At 66.0% G+C, this 17,159-nt stretch carries 13 protein-coding genes; 11 read left to right on the top strand and 2 right to left on the bottom strand.

Annotation, left to right across the window (positions count from 1 at the left end; genetic code table 11):
- Positions 1 to 206: 206 nt before the first annotated feature.
- The 4 genes from ACUN0C_RS14540 (at position 207) to ACUN0C_RS14525 (ending at position 4,451) form a co-directional block, all read left to right on the top strand.
- Complete coding sequence (locus ACUN0C_RS14540; protein WP_445467109.1) at positions 207 to 656, top strand: tripartite tricarboxylate transporter TctB family protein; 450 nt, start codon at positions 207 to 209, stop codon at positions 654 to 656.
- Positions 653 to 2,185: a tripartite tricarboxylate transporter permease gene (locus ACUN0C_RS14535; RefSeq protein WP_445467108.1), complete on the top strand. Its 1,533-nt coding sequence runs from the start codon at positions 653 to 655 to the stop codon at positions 2,183 to 2,185. Before ACUN0C_RS14540 ends, ACUN0C_RS14535 begins: the two co-directional genes overlap by 4 nt.
- 65 nt (positions 2,186 to 2,250) lie before the next feature.
- The gene (locus ACUN0C_RS14530) at positions 2,251 to 3,234 is read left to right on the top strand and encodes a Bug family tripartite tricarboxylate transporter substrate binding protein (RefSeq protein ID WP_445467107.1); all 984 of its coding nucleotides are present in this window, start codon (positions 2,251 to 2,253) and stop codon (positions 3,232 to 3,234) included.
- A gap of 263 nt (positions 3,235 to 3,497) precedes the next feature.
- On the top strand, positions 3,498 to 4,451 hold the full coding sequence (locus ACUN0C_RS14525; RefSeq protein WP_445467106.1) for a Bug family tripartite tricarboxylate transporter substrate binding protein: 954 nt from the start codon (positions 3,498 to 3,500) through the stop codon (positions 4,449 to 4,451).
- A gap of 84 nt (positions 4,452 to 4,535) precedes the next feature.
- Here the strand turns inward: ACUN0C_RS14525 and ACUN0C_RS14520 are convergent, their stop codons facing one another.
- Entirely contained in the window at positions 4,536 to 4,967 is a 432-nt protein-coding gene (locus ACUN0C_RS14520) for a nuclear transport factor 2 family protein (RefSeq protein WP_445467105.1), read from the bottom strand.
- Positions 4,968 to 5,131: 164 nt separating this feature from the next.
- Between ACUN0C_RS14520 and ACUN0C_RS14515 the strand changes: the two genes are divergently transcribed.
- The 3 genes from ACUN0C_RS14515 (at position 5,132) to ACUN0C_RS14505 (ending at position 9,320) form a co-directional block, all read left to right on the top strand.
- The gene (locus tag ACUN0C_RS14515; RefSeq protein ID WP_445467182.1) at positions 5,132 to 6,202 is read left to right on the top strand and encodes an Ldh family oxidoreductase; all 1,071 of its coding nucleotides are present in this window, start codon (positions 5,132 to 5,134) and stop codon (positions 6,200 to 6,202) included.
- A 66-nt stretch (positions 6,203 to 6,268) separates the two neighbouring features.
- Complete coding sequence (locus tag ACUN0C_RS14510; RefSeq protein WP_445467104.1) at positions 6,269 to 7,564, top strand: MFS transporter; 1,296 nt, start codon at positions 6,269 to 6,271, stop codon at positions 7,562 to 7,564.
- Positions 7,539 to 9,320: a GMC family oxidoreductase gene (locus ACUN0C_RS14505; RefSeq protein WP_445467103.1), complete on the top strand. Its 1,782-nt coding sequence runs from the start codon at positions 7,539 to 7,541 to the stop codon at positions 9,318 to 9,320. The genes ACUN0C_RS14510 and ACUN0C_RS14505 overlap by 26 nt, the downstream gene beginning before the upstream one ends.
- Positions 9,321 to 9,358: 38 nt before the next feature.
- Here ACUN0C_RS14505 and ACUN0C_RS14500 read toward each other — a convergent pair whose 3' ends face one another.
- Positions 9,359 to 11,515, bottom strand: a complete 2,157-nt coding sequence (locus ACUN0C_RS14500) for a CaiB/BaiF CoA transferase family protein (protein ID WP_445467102.1) — start codon at positions 11,513 to 11,515, stop codon at positions 9,359 to 9,361.
- A 225-nt stretch (positions 11,516 to 11,740) separates the two neighbouring features.
- Here ACUN0C_RS14500 and ACUN0C_RS14495 point away from each other — a divergent pair, with 225 nt between their 5' ends.
- From ACUN0C_RS14495 to ACUN0C_RS14480, 4 genes are all read left to right on the top strand, one after another.
- Positions 11,741 to 12,898 carry an acyl-CoA dehydrogenase family protein gene (locus tag ACUN0C_RS14495; protein WP_445467101.1) on the top strand — a complete coding sequence of 386 codons (1,158 nt, stop codon included), beginning with the start codon at positions 11,741 to 11,743 and terminating at the stop codon, positions 12,896 to 12,898.
- Between the two features lie 47 nt (positions 12,899 to 12,945).
- Positions 12,946 to 13,704, top strand: a complete 759-nt coding sequence (locus ACUN0C_RS14490; protein WP_445467181.1) for an enoyl-CoA hydratase/isomerase family protein — start codon at positions 12,946 to 12,948, stop codon at positions 13,702 to 13,704.
- A 106-nt stretch (positions 13,705 to 13,810) separates the two neighbouring features.
- Positions 13,811 to 16,138 carry a xanthine dehydrogenase family protein molybdopterin-binding subunit gene (locus tag ACUN0C_RS14485; RefSeq protein ID WP_445467100.1) on the top strand — a complete coding sequence of 776 codons (2,328 nt, stop codon included), beginning with the start codon at positions 13,811 to 13,813 and terminating at the stop codon, positions 16,136 to 16,138.
- Between the two features lie 38 nt (positions 16,139 to 16,176).
- Positions 16,177 to 17,148: a D-2-hydroxyacid dehydrogenase family protein gene (locus ACUN0C_RS14480; RefSeq protein WP_445467099.1), complete on the top strand. Its 972-nt coding sequence runs from the start codon at positions 16,177 to 16,179 to the stop codon at positions 17,146 to 17,148.
- Positions 17,149 to 17,159: the final 11 nt, after the last annotated feature.

Genomic DNA, 17,159 nt, shown 5'->3' with positions numbered 1-17,159 from the left:
CCTAATCTGCCGCGGAGGGCGATTGGGAAGGGGACGGCCTTCAGTGGCCCGCAAGAACCAGGTCGGGGGCTCTGTGAGGAGCCGCGCGTGGGACGCCGGAATGGCTCGATCGGTGCAGGCCTGGGTCGGTAGCGAAGTCCAGGAGCCTCCAGGAGGTGCCACCAGGAAAGCACTGCCGGACAACGGCAGGACGAGAGGGAGGTAATATGCGGGCGCGCGACTGCCGCGACTTGATCACAGGCGTTTCCCTGTTCGTCTTCGGCTGCGCCGTCAGTCTCTTCTCCTATTTCGAGTACGCGATCGGCACCCTGACCCGAATGGGGCCCGGCATGTTTCCGACCGCGCTCGGCCTGATCTTGTCGGCACTCGGGGCGCTGATAGCGGTGCCGGCATGGTTCCGCGCCGGCGAGGTGCCCAAGATCGCCTTGCGGCCGCTCATCGTGATCCTCGTCTCGCTGTCGATCTTTGCGTTCATGCTTCAGCCGTTCGGAATCGTGCCTGCGGTGGTCGTCCTCACGCTGGGGGCAATCCTTGCAGACGACCAGGTCGGGATAAGGGGAGCAGTCGCGCTTGCCGCCGGAATGGCCGTCACGACGGTCATCCTCTTTCAGCAGCTGCTCGGCGTTCCATTCCAAGCCTTCAGATGGCCGCTGTGAGCATCTTCCAGGACCTGGCGGGCAATATCGCCATCGGGCTCGGCGCCGTCCTCTCGCCCGACAACCTCTTCTATTGCTTCCTCGGCGTGGTGCTCGGGCAACTCGTGGGCGCACTGCCGGGCATCGGCGTGCTCGTGGCCATCTCGCTGCTGTTCCCCTTCACGTTCCACCTGGAGCCGACCTCGGCGCTGATCATGCTGGCCGGCATCTATTATGGCACCGCCTATGGCGGCTCCACGGCCTCGATCCTTCTCAATGTTCCGGGGCAGGCGTCGAGCGCCGTCACCTGCCTCGACGGCTATCCGATGGCCAAGCAGGGGAGAGCCGGCGTCGCGCTCCTCATGACCACCGTTGCATCGTTCGTCGGAGCGAGCATCGGGATCCTCCTCATGATGCTTTTTTCGCCGAGCATCGCGCAGAACGCGCTGCGGTTCGGCCCGTGGGAGTACTTCTCGATCATGGTCCTGGGGCTGGTGGCCGCCTCTACCATGGGTACCGGCGCACCCGCCAAGGGCATCGCGATGGTGGTGCTCGGCATAATCATCGGGCTCGTCGGAATCGACGTGAACAGCGGTGTCGCGCGATTCTCCTTCGGATACCTTCCGCTCTACGATGGCGTCGGGCTGGCAGCCATCGTCATGGGGCTGTTCGGGGTTCCCGAAGTCATCGCAAGCATTCGCGACGTCAGAAGGAGCGGCTTCGCCACGCGGAGCGTGAGCTTCCGCTCCATGATCCCGACCCGCGACGACGTCAGCCGCTCCTGGGCCCCTATCCTTCGCGGGACGGCCGTCGGCTCCTTCTTCGGGGCCTTGCCCGGCGCGGGCGGGTTGATCGCTTCATTCATGTCCTACGCGGTGGAGAAGAAGGTTGCGCGCGATCCGTCGCGGTTCGGGAAGGGCGCCATCGAGGGGATCGTCGCGCCGGAGGCGGCCAACAACGCGGCCGACCAGACCGCCTTCATTCCCACCATGACGCTCGGAATCCCCGGTAGCGCGACAATGGCGATCGTGCTCGGGGTCCTGATTATCCACGGCGTCACGCCGGGGCCAAAGCTCGTTCTCGATCACCCGGAACTGTTCTGGGGTCTGATCATGAGCTTCTGGATCGGCAACGTCATTCTTGTGATCCTGAACATTCCGCTGATCGGCATCTGGGTGCGCGTCCTCACCGTGCCGTATCACTATCTCTACCCAGCGATAATCGTATTCATCGCCACCGGAGCATACTTTATTCACAATAGCAGCTTCGACGTTGTGCAAGTCGTATTCTTCGGCGCAATCGGATACGCCATACGAGTGCTTGGGCTATCGGCTGCGCCGTTGATCCTGGGATTCATACTTGGACCCATGATGGAAGAACATCTCCGCCGCGCGCTACTCCTGTCGCGCGGCGATTTCTCGGTGTTCCTTGCACGTCCGATCAGCGCCGCGACCTTGGCTATCACGCTCGGGCTCCTGGCCTGGGCCTTTGCGATGTCCGTTCGCGCCGCTCGCCGGCCATTGGCGGTGGCGGCGGCCGAGGCGGACTGAGGCCGGTACCCCCGCTCGGCGCCTGAACCGGACGGGAACAAGAACCGAGTTGCAGGGAGGAAGCAGTGAAGAAAGCAGCTGGAAACACAGTCGCAGCCATTGCCGCGGGCGCGGTGGCCAGTTTGATCGCGTTCGGGGCAGCGGCACAGACATGGCCGGATCGGACCATCACCATCGTCGTCCCGTTCGCCGCTGGCGGCGGCGCCGACCCCGTGGCCCGCACGGTCGCGGAAGGCTTGCAGCAGGCGTTCGGGAAGCCGGTGGTCGTCGATTTCCGGCCGGGCGCGAATGGGACCATCGGGGCCAAGATCGTGGCCGAGGCGGCCCCGGACGGCTACACCCTCCTGGTGACCTCGCAGGCGCCGCTGGTCAACGTCAGGTTCAGCAAGAACGTGCCCTATGATCCGGACAAGGATCTGGTGCCGATCGCGCAGCTCGCCGATGCGCCGTATCTTCTCGTGGCGAGCGGCAAGTTCGGGCCGAGCACGCTGCAGGAGCTGATCGAACACGCGAAGCAGCATCCGGGTGATGTGAATGCCGGCGTCTCCGGCCTCGGCGGCCTCTCGCATCTCGCCACGGTCATCTTCCAGGAGGCGACGGGAACCGAGCTCACGCCCATTCCGTACGACGGCGTAGGCGAGCGAATCGCCGATCTCATGGCCGGCAATATCGACATCTCGACCGGCATCGGCGCGAGCGGGTTCTTGGCGGGCATCCAGGACGGGAGCATCAAGCCCATCGCTGTATTGGGTGAAACCCGGCTCCCGGAGCTTCCCGACGTTCAAACCTCCATCGAGCTCGGCTACCCGGAGGCGGTCGTGAGCGGCTGGTACGTCATGGCCGCTCCGACCGGCGTTTCAGAGGAGATCATCGAGAAGGTGAACCATGCGGTCGTCGAATACTTGAACCGGCCGGAGGTAAAAGAGCGGTTCATCAAGTTCGGAAACATGGTGAAGACCAGTTCTCCGGGGGAGGCTAAAGCTTTGATCGACGGCGAATCCGGAGTAATAAAGAAGATCATCGACGAAGGAAAGTTCACAATTCAATAGGGTTCGAGAGACAGCGGAGACCCGGTTTCGGGCAAGGGCGGAGACCGGTCCACCGCGGCCGTTGCACGGATGAGTCGGATGGAGAAACCGCTCCGCCGGACCAGGGCTACTCGCGAGCTTCCTGCCGTCACGGCGAACACCCGATGGAGCGGCAGCCCGCCAACGCGCTGGTCCGGCGTCCTGATCGCCGGAATTCGGGAACGGCACGACACAGGCAGGGAGGACGACCAATGAGAATGACTGGACTGGGGAGAGCAGCGGCCGTGACGCTCGCGGCCGTGCTGTCGCTCTCGGGCATCCGGGCCGCGACGGCTCAGGGCTGGCCGGAGAGAGCGGTCACGCTCGTTGTCCCCTTCGCGGCTGGCGGGGGCGCGGATCCCTTGGCCCGCATCGTGGCCGACGGACTCTCGAAAAAGCTAGGGCAGCCCGTCGTCCTGGACTTCCGGCCCGGCGCCAACGGCACGGTCGGCACCAACATCGTCGCCCACGCGGCACCTGACGGGTACACCCTCGTCTTCACTTCGCCGGCGCCCCTCGTGAACGTGCGGTTCAGGGCGAACCTGTCCTACGATCCCGCAAAGGACCTGACGTACATAGCGCAGATCGCAGATGCGCCGTTCATGATCACCGCCAGTTCGAAGTTCGGCCCGACGACGCTCAGCGAGCTCGTCGATCATGCCAAGGCGCACCCGGAGGCGGTGAATGCCGGAATGTCAGGCTTCGGGGGCGCCGGGCATTTGAGTCTCGCGATCCTTGAACACGCAACGGGCATCAAGCTCACCATGGTGCCCTACAACGGCGTCGGGGAGCGCATCGCTGATCTGATGGCCGGGACGATCGACATTTCGACAGGGATCGGCGCGAGCGGATTCCTGCCCGGGATAGAGGACGGCAGCCTCAAGGGAATCGTCGTGATGGGCGATACCCGCCTGCCCGAATTGCCGGATGTGCCAACGGTGGTCGAAGCGGGCTTTCCCGACGCCGTCGCAAGCGGCTGGTACATGATCGCGGGTCCCAAGGGCATTTCTCAGGACGTCGTGGACACGATCAACACGGCCGTCGTCGAGTATCTCGACGACGAAGCCACCAAGGACAAGGTCATCGGGATCGGCAACATGGTCAAAACCGGATCGCCCGCCGATGCACTCGCTCTGGTCGAACGCGAGACGAACGTCATCAAGGCTTTGATCGACGCAGGTCGCTTCTCGGTGGAGTAGTCGATCCGGCTTTCCGGATTCTTGTTTCCACCGCGCCGATACCGGCGCGATGGGACAGGGCGAAAGGTGCAGATGATCGGACACTCATCCTGGTTGCTGGAACAGGCGCTTCACTTCCCGATACGCGAAGCGCCAGCCGTCCGGCGTGCGGACGTAGCGGTCATGCCATTCCCCGGCGCTGAACGCGCCCTCCAGCGGAAGCGGGAGCTTCGGGTCCGGAACGCCGGGGTCATGGCGAAAGACGATGTAGTAGGTGACGGCCGAGGCGTGGTTCTCGTCGTGGACATCCACCACGGGGTTGGACGTGAAGTGCCGGCTGACGGCATTGGCCGGGCGCGAGGACGAGTTCATCATCTGCTCATGGCCCGTAAAGGGCTTCCCGCCGCGGATCCACGTTCCGTCCGGCGTAAAGAGCCCGACAGCCTCGGCGACACGTCCCTGGTCCGAAAGCTGGGCATGGCGGTAAAGCAGATTTCGGCAGTCGTGCTCTATTCTTCTCCGTTCGTCGGCGTCCATGGCAAGCCTCCCAAGCCAGTTATTCACAAGTTCATAAGCGCATTCGACTGGTTCATGTCAAGAAGGCGCATGAATTACTTTTCACCAGCGAGACAATAGCGTAGGAGTAGTACACTTTTCCTCACGACTGCCGCAAGTTGAGCTTTTCGGAGTGTGATTACGTCATGAGTGACATCCCACGCGTGGCAGTGGATCGTTGTGAGGATCTCGTCTCCTGCCTGCTCGAATCGGCGGGTGCTAGCAGAGCAAATGCCCGCATGGTCGCCGTGAACCTGGTCGAGGCAGAAACGCTTGGCCGCGTCTCGCACGGCATGCGCCTCGTGCCGACCTACATCACGCGGCTGCTGGCGGGGGAGGTGTCTGGAACCGCAGTTCCCGAGGTGATCTGCGACCGCGGTGCGATGACCACCGTCACGGGCAACAAAGGCTTCGGCCAGATCGTTGGTGAGTTCGCGGCGGAGATCGGCGTGCTGCGCGCCCGAGAGCATGGCGTCGCAATCGTGGCGGTTCGGCAGTCCGGGCACCTCGGACGCAACGGCCGATGGGCCGAGATCGCTGCCCGCGCCGGCATCGCCTCGATACATTTCGGCCACAGCTTCGGCCGCTATGACCTTGTCGTACCCTTCGGGGGAACCGCACCCACGATGCGGAGCAGCCCCATTGCGTTCGGCGCTCCGTTCGAGGGCGGCGACGTGGTGCTCGACTTCTCGGTCGCGGAAATGTCCGCCAATGCCGTGAAGCACGCGGCCGAGCGCGGCGCCCGACTGCCGACGAACGCCGTGATGGGAGCCGACGGCGTGCCAACGGACGACCCGGCTGTCTTCGCCGCGGGGCTGGGCGGGATCCTGCCCTTCGGCGGATTCAAAGGCTACGGAATCGCCGTGTTCGCCGAGCTCTTCGCCGGCATCCTGGCTTCAGGCGGCCCCGGGGAGCCACGGGAGAACGCGTCCTTCGGAATCTATCTCGACGTACGCCAGCTTCGCGACTGGGAGGCCTATCAGGCGGAGGTCGCACAGCTCCTGGACCACATCCGCTCGTCGCCCGCGGCTGCCGGAAGCAGCGGCATCTTCATCCCCGGCGAGCGCGGACGCCGCGAGCGGGCAGACAGGCTCGCCAAGGGCATACCCCTCACGACCGCCCTTCAGACCGGGCTGGTCAAGGCCGCGCACATGGCCGGCGTCGAAGAGACCGCGCGCGCGCGATGGCCCACGGTCTTCCGAAACGCCCCCCCATGACATCGACGTTGCACCTCGCCCGCGTCCCGACTGCGCAGCCATCCATACCCCCCAAGACGTGCCGCCTTGCACACACCCCGGACATTCGCCGCCTTCGCCCGAACGCTTCGAAACCCGAATTACGGCGTCTATACGCTCGGCAACGCGATCTCGCTGATCGGCACCTGGGTTCAGCGGGTGGCTGTTGGCTGGCTGGCATGGGAGCTGACTCGCTCCGGCGCATGGCTCGGCGTGCTCGCCCTCTCGGATGCGATCTTCACCGTGGTCGTCGGCCTCTTGGCCGGCGCGGCGGCCGACCGGTGGGACCGGCTGCGGATCGTGAAACTGGGCCAGGTGGCGTCGCTGCTTCAGGCGGTCGTGCTCTTCGCCCTCACCGCAACCGGCACGATCACGATGCCGCGCCTCCTCATCCTCACCGCTTTCCTTGGGATCTGCACGGCATTCATTCAGCCGGCGCGGCACGCCCTCATTCCGTCGCTCGTCTCATCGTCCGAGCTTCCGGTGGCGATCGCCATCAATTCTATCGTTTTCAATACCGCACGCTTCATCGGGCCGGCGATCGCGGGCATTCTGATCGTGGCCCTCGGCATCGAGGCTGCCTTCGCGGCGAACGCGCTGAGCTTCGTGGTTTTCCTCGTGGCGCTCGGCCGAATCCGCGTAGCCCGGGCTCCCGAGCCGGCAACGAGCCGGAAGACGTTCGCGACCGAACTCATCGAAGGCGTCCGATACACGGCGACCCACGCCGCCGTGGGGCCGCTCCTCGCAATGCTGATCGTGACCAGCACCGCCGGACGGGCCGTGGCGGATCTCCTACCGGCGTTCGCCGACGTCGTGTTTGGAGGCGGTCCACCGGTACTGGCCGCGCTCACCTCGTCCATGGGTGCCGGCGCCATAATGGCCGCGCTCCTCATCGCTGGAAACTCCGAACCGCCCGCTCTGATCCGCACCGTCCTGGCCGGCGCGCTGGCAATGGGGCTGGCGCTCATGGCGTTCACGGCGACGGATCGGCTCACTTTCGGCATCCCCGCGCTGATCGTGGCGGGGGGGTGCAGCACGCTGATCGGAGTGAGCACTCAGACGCTGATCCTGTTGGCCGTGCCGCCTACGGTGCGGGGCCGCGCCATGAGCATCTACGGTCTGATCGTGTGGGCCGGCCCCGGCTTCGGTGCCCTGGTGATGGGTGCCTGGGCCGATGCCTACGGGTTCAGGCTGCCCTTGGCGGTTGGAGGGCTAGGCATAGTCGGGGCATGGCTCTGGGGGCTTTCGCGGCGAAAACGGATTGCGGCGGGCCTTGTCCCGGTGCCGGGCGGCGACCTGCCCGGATCGGGCACGCCCGGTGGCGGACAGGGGCGATCGCATTGATTGGGGGCGGAACTCGCGCGCTGGACGCCGGTGCGGCGCGCGCGCCTGCAGACGCCGCGCGTCGACGGGCGGACCGCCACCGCGGCGGTTCCACAGGGAGGTGAGGTTGAGCGCTTCGGAGGCTGTCGACTATCTGATCATCGGGGCCGGATCGGCCGGCTGCGTGCTGGCCAACCGGCTGAGCGCAGGCCGGGCGCGGGTGACGCTCCTGGAGGCCGGCCCGTCCGACCGTTACTGGCAGCTTTGGCTCCCGGCCGGCGCCATGTATCTGCGGGACCATCCCGTCCTCGATTGGCGCTTCACCACGGCCGCGTCGAGCGAGGCCGGCGGCAGGTCATTCCGTTGGCCGCGCGGACGGCTTCTCGGGGGCAGCAGCTCGATCAACGGGATGAACTTCGTCCGTGGCCTGCCGTCGGATTTCGACAGCTGGGCCGAAGACGGTTGCACGGGCTGGTCGTTCCGGGAGGTCCTCCCGTACTTCAAGAGCATCGAGCGGTTCGACGGCGGGTCCGACGAGTTGCGAGGACGAACCGGACCACTGCGGGTGGAGCGTTACCGTACCATTCTCCCGCTCACCCACGCCTTTGTCCAAGCTGCCCGGCAATCGGGTTTTCCGCTCTTTCCGGACCTTAATGCAGCAACCGACGAAGGCGTCGGCTACTCGCAGATGGCGCGCAACGGCCGCTTCCGCGCGTCAAGCGCAAGGGCATTCCTGGCACCTGCCGCATCCCGTCACAACCTGCATGTGATCACCAATGCGCTTGTGCTCAGGCTCCTCTTCGAGGGGCGCCGATGCGTCGGCGCCATCTACCGGAAGGGCGACCAGGAACACCGTATCGAAGCCAGAGAAGTGATCGTGTCGGCAGGCGCGATCGGTTCGCCGCAGATCCTGCAGGTGTCGGGAATCGGCCCGGCCGAGCACCTCAGGTCGGTCGGCATCGAGGTGGTCCATGATCTGCCGGGTGTCGGGGGCAATTTGTCGGACCACTACGCCGCCACGGTCGCGCGGCGGATCGAAGGTACGCTGACGCTGAATGACATCGCAGGCAGCTGGAGGCTGGGCCCGGCGGCACTGCAATGGCTGTTTGGAAGCTCGGGACCTCTCACCTTCGGTGCGACGACGGCGACGGTGTTCGCCCGCAGCATGAGCGACGCGCCCCATCCGGACCTGCAGATCCTCTTCCTTCCGGGAATCTACCAGGCCGCTGGCGGCGGCGGAGCGCGACGGATGCGGCGGCTGGAGAAATGGGCCGGCATGCGCGTATCGGTGAGCGCCGCGCGGCCAAAGAGCCGGGGGCGAATCCATGTCTCCTCGCCGGATGTCCGCGAACAGCCCGTCATTCAGCCAGGCTACTTGACGGCCGACGAGGATCTCCAGGTACTCCTCTCGGGTATCCGGATCGCCCGTCGCATCTTCGCGGCGCCGGCGCTTGCCCCTTACGCGCGAGCCGAGGTGCTGCCGTCGCGCGCCGTGGAATCCGGCGAGGACCTGGCTGAGTACGTGCGAAGGACCGGGCACAGCGTCATGCATCCGTGCGGCACCTGCCGGATGGGCACCGGCCGACTGGCGGTCGTGGATCCGGCGCTCCGCGTCATCGGCGTCAACGGCCTGCGCATTGCCGACGCCTCGATCATGCCGAGCACCCCGAGCGGGAACATCAACGCGGCTTGCACCATGATCGGGGAGAAGGCGTCGGCGCTCGTGCTCGACGGCCGCAGCGAGGCCCGGCAGATACCGGAGCTGGCGGCAGATTGAAGATGCGCGCAGGCCCACGGCGCTCCGCCCGGCCTGCCTCAGGCCGGCTCGGCCAGCCCGAGTTCCTGCAGGATCGCCTCGCGGTCGTGATTCATCGGCAGGGCCAGGTGGGTCACCGCCGGCGGCGTCGCCGTCAAACGGAGGGGGCTGCCGAGCACGGGCCAATCCCTGCCGTCCTCCCGTATCATGAACCACAGCTTCCGCTCGATCGTATGGGCCATGCGCGATGCCTCGCGCACGGTCTGCACCGGAACGGCCTGCACGCCCAGCGCGCCAAGCCGCTCGACCAGCGCGTCGCGGGTCGTCTCGGCAAGCTCGTCGCGTGCAAGCGTATCCGGGGCTGCGCAGCGGAGGGCGTCATCCAGCGCCGAGTCGCCGGCCTCGACCAGGATGTAGCCGTCCGAGGCTGCGACCACCGCGGGCTCGGTGCGCCCCTCGAGAGAGCCGTTCCACGCGGTCTGCGTGAGCCAGGCGGAAATGTCCTGCATCGACAGGTCTATCATCTGCCCCTCGCCGGTCCGGTCGACGTGATCGAGGGCTGCGAGAATCGCGACGATGGCCATGATCCCGCCCATGAAGTCGGCAGTGGAGACGCCCGCCTTCAACGGGGTTCCGTCGGCGCTCAGGACGGCCATCACGCCCGCCATCGCGGTGATGACCATGTCGAAGGCGGGTCGGGTCGGGTACAGCGAGTCGATCCCGAACCCGCTGATCGGGCAGTAGATGAGACGCGGGTTGAGCGATCGTATGGCCTCCGGCGTGAACCCGAACTTGGCAAGCGTGCCGGGCTTCAGGTTCTCGACGAGAACGTCGGCGGTGGCGAGCAACCGCCTCAGCGCCTCCACGTCGGATCCGTCCTTGAGGTCGATGACCATCGTCTTCTTGTCGGCGTTGTTCATCCGGAACGAGACCTGCGCTCCGGACCGCGATTCCGCCGCCGTGGGCTGCTCGATCTTGATCACCTCGGCGCCGAGATGCGCGAGTTCTCGGGCGCACATGGGGGCGGTCGTGTACTGCCCGAACTCAACGATCCGCACACCTTCGAGCGGCCGCTGTCGGGGCGGCAAGTTGCTCCCATTGGTCTTTGCGGGAAGTGTCCCGGCGAGGCGGGTCAGTTCGTTGCGGTCCGCGTCCGGTTCGGGAATGCGTGTCGAATTGAGCCCCGGAGTCGCACTCAGGCGAAGAGGCGACCCGGGCAGGTAGATCTCGCGCCCTGAGACCGGGTCGAACGCACGGCGGATCATGCCCCGGAAGTCGAGGTTCGCCTCGCGCGGATAGTCGTCGACCGGAGCGAGCGGACCGCTGACCACCCCCACACCGAGAAGCTTCGTTACGCATTCCTCGGTGGTGAAACGCCGTGTCCAGCCCTCGATGAGGGGATCGAACTCCGGAATGCCGTCCATCCGGGCCTTCTGGGTTGGATACTTCGCGGCGACTTCCGGATGGCCGATGAGGGCGCAGAGGCGCTCGAACATCGCATAGGTATTGCCGGCGCAGATCACAACGTGACCGTCGCTCGACGGAAAAAGGTTCCAGGGCGCGACGGTCGGGTGACGGTTGCCGAGCCGAGACTGGTTGGCCGTCTCGCTCGTCAGAACGGAGGTCAGAAAGGATCGCAACGCCGCGAAAGCGCCGTCGAAGAGCGCGATGTCGATCAACTGTCCGATGCCCTGCCGCCGCTTCACCCGGTGTGCGGCCAGCGCCGCACTCGCTGCGTAGGTGCCGGCGATCACGTCGACGATCGGCACGGTGATCGGAACCGGCGGACCGTCGGGAAACCCTGTCGTGTCCATGATCCCGGACAGCGCCTGGACGCCGAGCTCGCTCAACGGACGGCCGGTGAGCGGCCCTGTCGAGCCGAAGGCAGTGATGTCACAGATCACGTTGCCAGGGGCTGACCCGCCAACGGGCCGGAGCCACTCCGGATCGAGGTCGCTGGAGACGAGGACGATGTCGCCACCGGAGAACAGCCGCTCCATCATCGCCCGATCGGCAGGCGAGGACGGATCCGGGCGAAGGCTCCGCTTGCCGGCCATGTAGGGCGCACGATGGCGGGCCTTCGGCGAATCCTTGGCGGTTTCGAGGGCGATTACGGTTGCACCGAGCTGCGCCAGGAGAGACCCGCAAACGGCCACGGCGCCCCTGCTGCCGGCTTCCACGACGACAACGTCCTGCAGCACCTTCGCACCGTCCATCCGCATAATCCCCCGCCCGGCCGCACCGCTTGACGCCTTCAGCACTAACACATAATGTTATACTTATTCAGCACAGCCTACGGGCTCAATCAAGATCAAAGGCGAGGATGCAGGCGTCGGTTCCGACGCAGGCGGCACATTCCGAAGCATGAAAGCCCTTCCGACGCGTCCTGCCCGAAGGCCGCGCGAGCTCGAGTGCGACAATAACCCCGGAGAGGACGGCAAATGGACTTCAGACTGACCAGCGAGCAACGGATGCTCCAGGAGTCCGTGAAGACGATGGTGGACCGGGACATCCTTCCAATCCTCAAGCGGAACGATCCTCACAAGCCGCTGCCGAAAGAGGAACGCAGGGCAATTGTGAAAGTCGGAGCGGCTCAGGGTCTGACGTCTTGCCGAATTCCGGAAAAGTTCGGCGGCTCGGGGATGTCGGCACTCGATTACGGGCTGATTCGGGAGATGATGCCGGCGGCGGTGAGCTTCGGGATGGGCGGCCAGGAGGGGCCGGCTCTACGGATTTGCATGGGCGGAAACGAGGAGCAGGTCGAACGCTACGTGCCGGCGCTGATCAATGGCGAGATCCTCGGCGCATCCGGAACCACGGAGCCGGACGCCGGGTCGGACCCGCGCGGAGCCAAGACAAGGGCGGTCCAGGATGGGGACGACTGGATCGTAAACGGCCACAAGATGTGGGTCAGCGGCGCCTACAACTGCGACATCATGCTGACCGCCGCCTCGGTGGGCAAGAACGAGAAGGGCCACAACAAGCTCATGTGGTTCGTGATCGACCAGCGCGAGTCGCCGTTCGTTACGACGAAGATCCCGACGATGGGCCTGAGGCAGGGCGCCCTCGGAGAGGCGATCTTCGACAATTGCCGCGTGCCCTCGCGCAACATTATCGGCGGCGAGGGGACTGCCTCCCGGGTGCTCCAGCAGACGTGGCTGCTGCAGCGGCCGGCGCTCGGCCTGACGGCCGTCGGCATGGCGCAGCGGGCCCTGGACGCAGCAACGGGTTATGCGGGCATCCGGGAAATGTTCGGTCGCAAGATCGGCGGGTTCCAGCTCGTGCAGGAATTGCTCGCCGACGCTGCGGCTGCGGTCGTGACGAGCCGCCTTCTCTGCTACCAGGCGATGCTCGCCATCGATAACGATGAGCCGAGCAAGGTCCATCTGTCCGCAATGTCGAAGCGCTATGCGATCGCCGCGTGCACCCGCGCCGTGTCCCTTTGCATGGAGGTGCATGGTGCAATGGGCATCAGCGTGGAACTGGGCCTGGAGGAACTCTACCGCGACATCCGGATGCTGCCGATCCCGGATGGCACCAACCAGATCATGACGTTGATCGAGGGACGCGAGATCACCGGAATTTCAGCGATCCGCTGACAGGCCGCGGCATCGGAGCAAGCTGGATGTCCTACGAAACTTTGCTGGTGGAGCCGGTCGGCACCACCCACGTCGTCACGCTGGACCGGCCGGAGCGGAGAAACGCCATCAGCCATCAGCTGATGCGAGAACTCGCCGACGCGTTGCAGGCAGCGGAACGCGACGCCTCGTGCCGATCGGTGATCATCACGGGCGCCCCCGACTTCTTCTCGGCCGGACGCGACCTCAAAGAGGCCGCGAAGAGCTCTCCCGCAGAACGCGAAGAGGCGAAGGCGGCCTGGCGTCGCGTGACCGACACCATCGAGGGCCTCAAGCGCCCGGTTGTCGCCGCCATCGAGGGCCACTGCCTGACCGGGGGGCTGGAACTCGCCTTGGCATGCGACCTGCGCGTTGCGGGCGCGGGCGCGAGCTTCGGCATCACGAGCTCACGGCTCGGAACCATACCCGGTTTCGGCGGCACTCAAAGACTGCCGCGCCTGATCGGAGTCTCCCGCGCGCTTGAGATCCTGTTTTCGGCCGAGCCGATCGACGTGGAGGAGGCCTATCGAATCGGGCTGGTGAATCGAAAGGCCGCCCGCGGCGAAGCGCTTGCGGAAGCGCTGGCGATGGTCCGCATCTACGCGGAACGAGCGCCGCTCAGCCTGGCCACCATGAAGCAGGTCGTGCGACAGGGCATGGGACTGGATCTCGCCGGCGCCCTCGATCTCGAACAAAAGCTCGGCGCTGCCCTGACCGGGACAAGCGACCGGGCGGAGGGTATGGCCGCCTTCATAGAGAAGAGGAAACCGCAGTTCCAGGGCCGGTGAGAAGCCGGTACGAGGTGCTGGCAAGGCCCGACCGAGATCGCCGCGAGCTGCGATTAAGGTCGGCTTGCGGCGGGACTGCCGAGTGAACCGCTAGAAAGGGGGGCGAATGGTCCAATTGGAGTACGGGAAGCGGCTCGTCCGGCGGGAGGACCACCGCCTCGCGCGCGGAGAAGGTTGCTATACCGCCGATCTCAAGCTGCCGAACATGGTCCACGCAGTCATGGTCCGCTCCCCGGAGGCGCACGCCCGGGTCGTCGGGATCGACGCAAGTGAGGCGCTCGGCCACGAAGGCGTGGTCGCGGTCCTGACCGGCGCAGACGCTGCCGCTGACGGGTTCGAAAGCTTCACCTTCCCCGTCTCGGTCAAGGGCCCTGACGGCCAGGATGCCCCGCGCACGCCGCGCCCGTTCCTCGTTTCAGACATCGTCCGCTATGCCGGCGAGCCGGTCGCCATCGTCATCGCGGAGACCCTGAACGGTGCGCGTGACGCCGCCGAAGCCGTCATGGTCGAGTACGAGCACCTGGCCTCGATCACGACTGTCGAGGATGCCGCGAGGCCCGGGGCCGTGGCGGTATGGAACGAAGCGCCGGACAACGTGGCGTTTGCGTGGGCGCATGGGGAACGGGAGGCGGTCGAGAAGGCCTTGTCCGCCTCGCATCACGTGACCATCCTCGAATCGGTCGTGAGCCGCGTTGCGGCCATGCCGCTCGAGCCGCGAGCCGCCCTCGGATACGTCGATCCTGACGGGGTCCACACCCTCTACACCAGCCATCAAAGCCCCCATGCGATGAAAGGGATGCTCGCGAACGCCCTCGCGCTCGATCCCGAAAACGTCCGGATCGTCGCCCCCGACGTCGGGGGATCCTTCGGAATGAAATCCGGCCTGCTGCGCGAGGAGGCGATCATCATGTGGGCGGCGCGCCGGACCGGGCGGCCGGTACGCTGGGTGTGCGACCGCGGCGAAGCTTTCCTCTCCGACGAGCATGGCCGGGACGTTCGGATCGAGGCGACGCTCGGCCTTGATGGGGAGGGCAGCTTCACGGCGCTCCGCATCCGCTACAGGATCAATGTCGGCGCCTACCTGACCAGCCGCTCGGCCTCGCACATCACGAACTTCGGCGGAATTGCCGGTGTCTATCGCACGCCGCTCATCCTCGGCGAGGCGATCGGTGTCTTCACGAACACCCAGCCGACAGCGCCATACCGGGGGGCGGGCCGACCGGACGCCACGTACGCCATCGAGCGGGTCATCGACGTGGCTGCGACAGAACTCGGCATCGACCGCTTCGAGCTGCGCCGCCGGAACCTCATTCCGGCGGAAGCCATGCCGTTCCAGACCGGCTTTCTCTTCGACTACGATTGCGGCGACTTCGCCGAGAACATGGCGAAGGCAGCCGAGGCCATCGATTATGCCGGGTTCGAGGCCCGCCGGGAGGCGTCCTGGAGGCGACAGCGGCTGCGAGGCCTCGGAATTGCCAATCCGATCGAGGTTGCAGCCGGGCCATTCCGCGCGATTGCGAAGGATCACGCTCGCGTCGAAGTCGCGCCGGACGGCACTGTAACGGTCATTGCGGGTGCCATGTCGACGGGCCAGGGGCTGGAGACGAGTCTCTCCGTGCTCGTTGCGCAGTCGCTCGGGATTCCGGCGGAGAACGTCCGCTATCTCCAGGGCGACACCGCCCTGCTGGCGAATGGGAAGGGGAGCGGCGGTTCCGCTGCACTCGCGACGGGCGGCTCCGCCGTCGTGAAGAGCGTCGAGCAGATGATCGTCCACGGCCGGGAGATTGTCGCCGAGCACTGCGATTGGCGGCCCGAGGACGTCGAATTTTCGGACGGCGTGTTCCGTCGGACCGGAAGCAACGTCGCACTCTCGCTCGCAGAGGTGGCCGACATAGCGGCATCGCAAGGGAAGGAAGGTCTGTCCGCCGAAACCTCCTTCACGCCGCCTCGTCCCACTTATCCGAACGGCTGTCACATCTGCGAGGTGGAGGTCGATCCTGAGACCGGTCTCGTCGACGTGCTCAACTATGTCAGCGTCGAGGACGTCGGCCGCGTCATGAACCCTCTCCTCGTCGAGGGCCAGATTCACGGTGGTGTCGCTCAGGGCATAGGCCAGGCGATCAAGGAGCAAGTGGTCCACGACAAGTCCGGGCAGCTCCTGACCGGCTCGTTCATGGATTACGGCATGCCGCTGGCGAGCGACATGCCCGCGATCCGCTGCGAGAGCGTCGAGGTGCCCACCGCGGTGAACCCCCTCGGCGTCAAGGGCGTGGGCGAAGCCGGAACGGTCGGCGCCCTGGCTGCCGCCATGAACGCGGTCTGCGACGCGCTCGCGCCGCTCGGCATCCGCCACATCGACATGCCGACCTCGTCCGAGCGCCTGTGGCGTGCCATCCAGTCGGCCCAGCGCGCGACCGCGGTGGAGCCGAGCTGAACGTTCCTGCACGTGGCCCAATACGACGGGAGGAAGAGATGACCAGGATCGCGGTGATCGACGATTGGCAGGGTGCGGCGCGATCCAGCGCCGACTGGGGACCGCTCGAAGCGCGGGCCGAGCTGACCTTCTTCGACGACGCCCTGCCGGACGAGGAGACGGCGGCCGAACGGCTCGCCGAGTTCGACGTGATCATGACGATGCGCGAGCGCACACCATTTCCCGCAAGCCTGATCAAGCGGCTCCCCAAGCTTCGGATGCTGAGCATCACCGGGTCGCGCAACCTCTCGGTCGATCTCGATGCACTCGCGGAACAGGGCATCGTAGCCACGAACACGGGGTTCGGAGAGGGTGGCGAGGTGGCAGCGGCGGAACTCACACTGGGGCTGATGCTGGCGGCCGCGCGTCATATTCCCACGGGGGATGCGAACATGCGCGCGGGCGAATTCCAGAATGGCGTGCCCCTCGGTTTCGTCCTGCGCAACAGGACCATCGGACTGGTGGGCCTGGGCCGCCTCGGGACGATCGTCGCGGGCTACTGCCAGGCGCTCGGGATGAAGGTGCTGGCTTGGAGCCCGAACCTGACCGAGGAGCGGGCGGCCTCTGCGGCCGTTGAATACGCTTCGAAGGCCGACCTTCTGGCCCGCTCGGACGTGATCAGCGTCCATATGGTGCTGGCGCCATCCACCGTCGGCATCCTTGGTCGAGGCGATTTCGAGCGGATGAAGCCCGGGGCGATCGTCATAAACACCTCGCGTGGCCCGCTCCTGGACGAAGCGGCGCTGGTCGAGTTCGCGAATGCGGGCAAGATCGTCGCCGCGCTCGACGTGTACGAGCGCGAGCCACTGCCGGCCGATCACCCGCTCCGCCGCGCGAGGAACACGATTCTCACGCCGCATGTCGGCTTCTGCGTCCGGGAAAACTTCGATGCGTTCTACCGGCAATCCGTCGAGAACGTACTCGCCTTTCTCGACGGCGCGCCGGTCCGGGTCCTGACGGCAGGCGCGTAGCGGAAGGCAGC

It is taken from the genome of Faunimonas sp. B44 (assembly GCF_052655945.1).
Note: the sequence above shows the minus strand (reverse complement) of the source record. Positions and strands in the feature narration are given on the sequence as shown.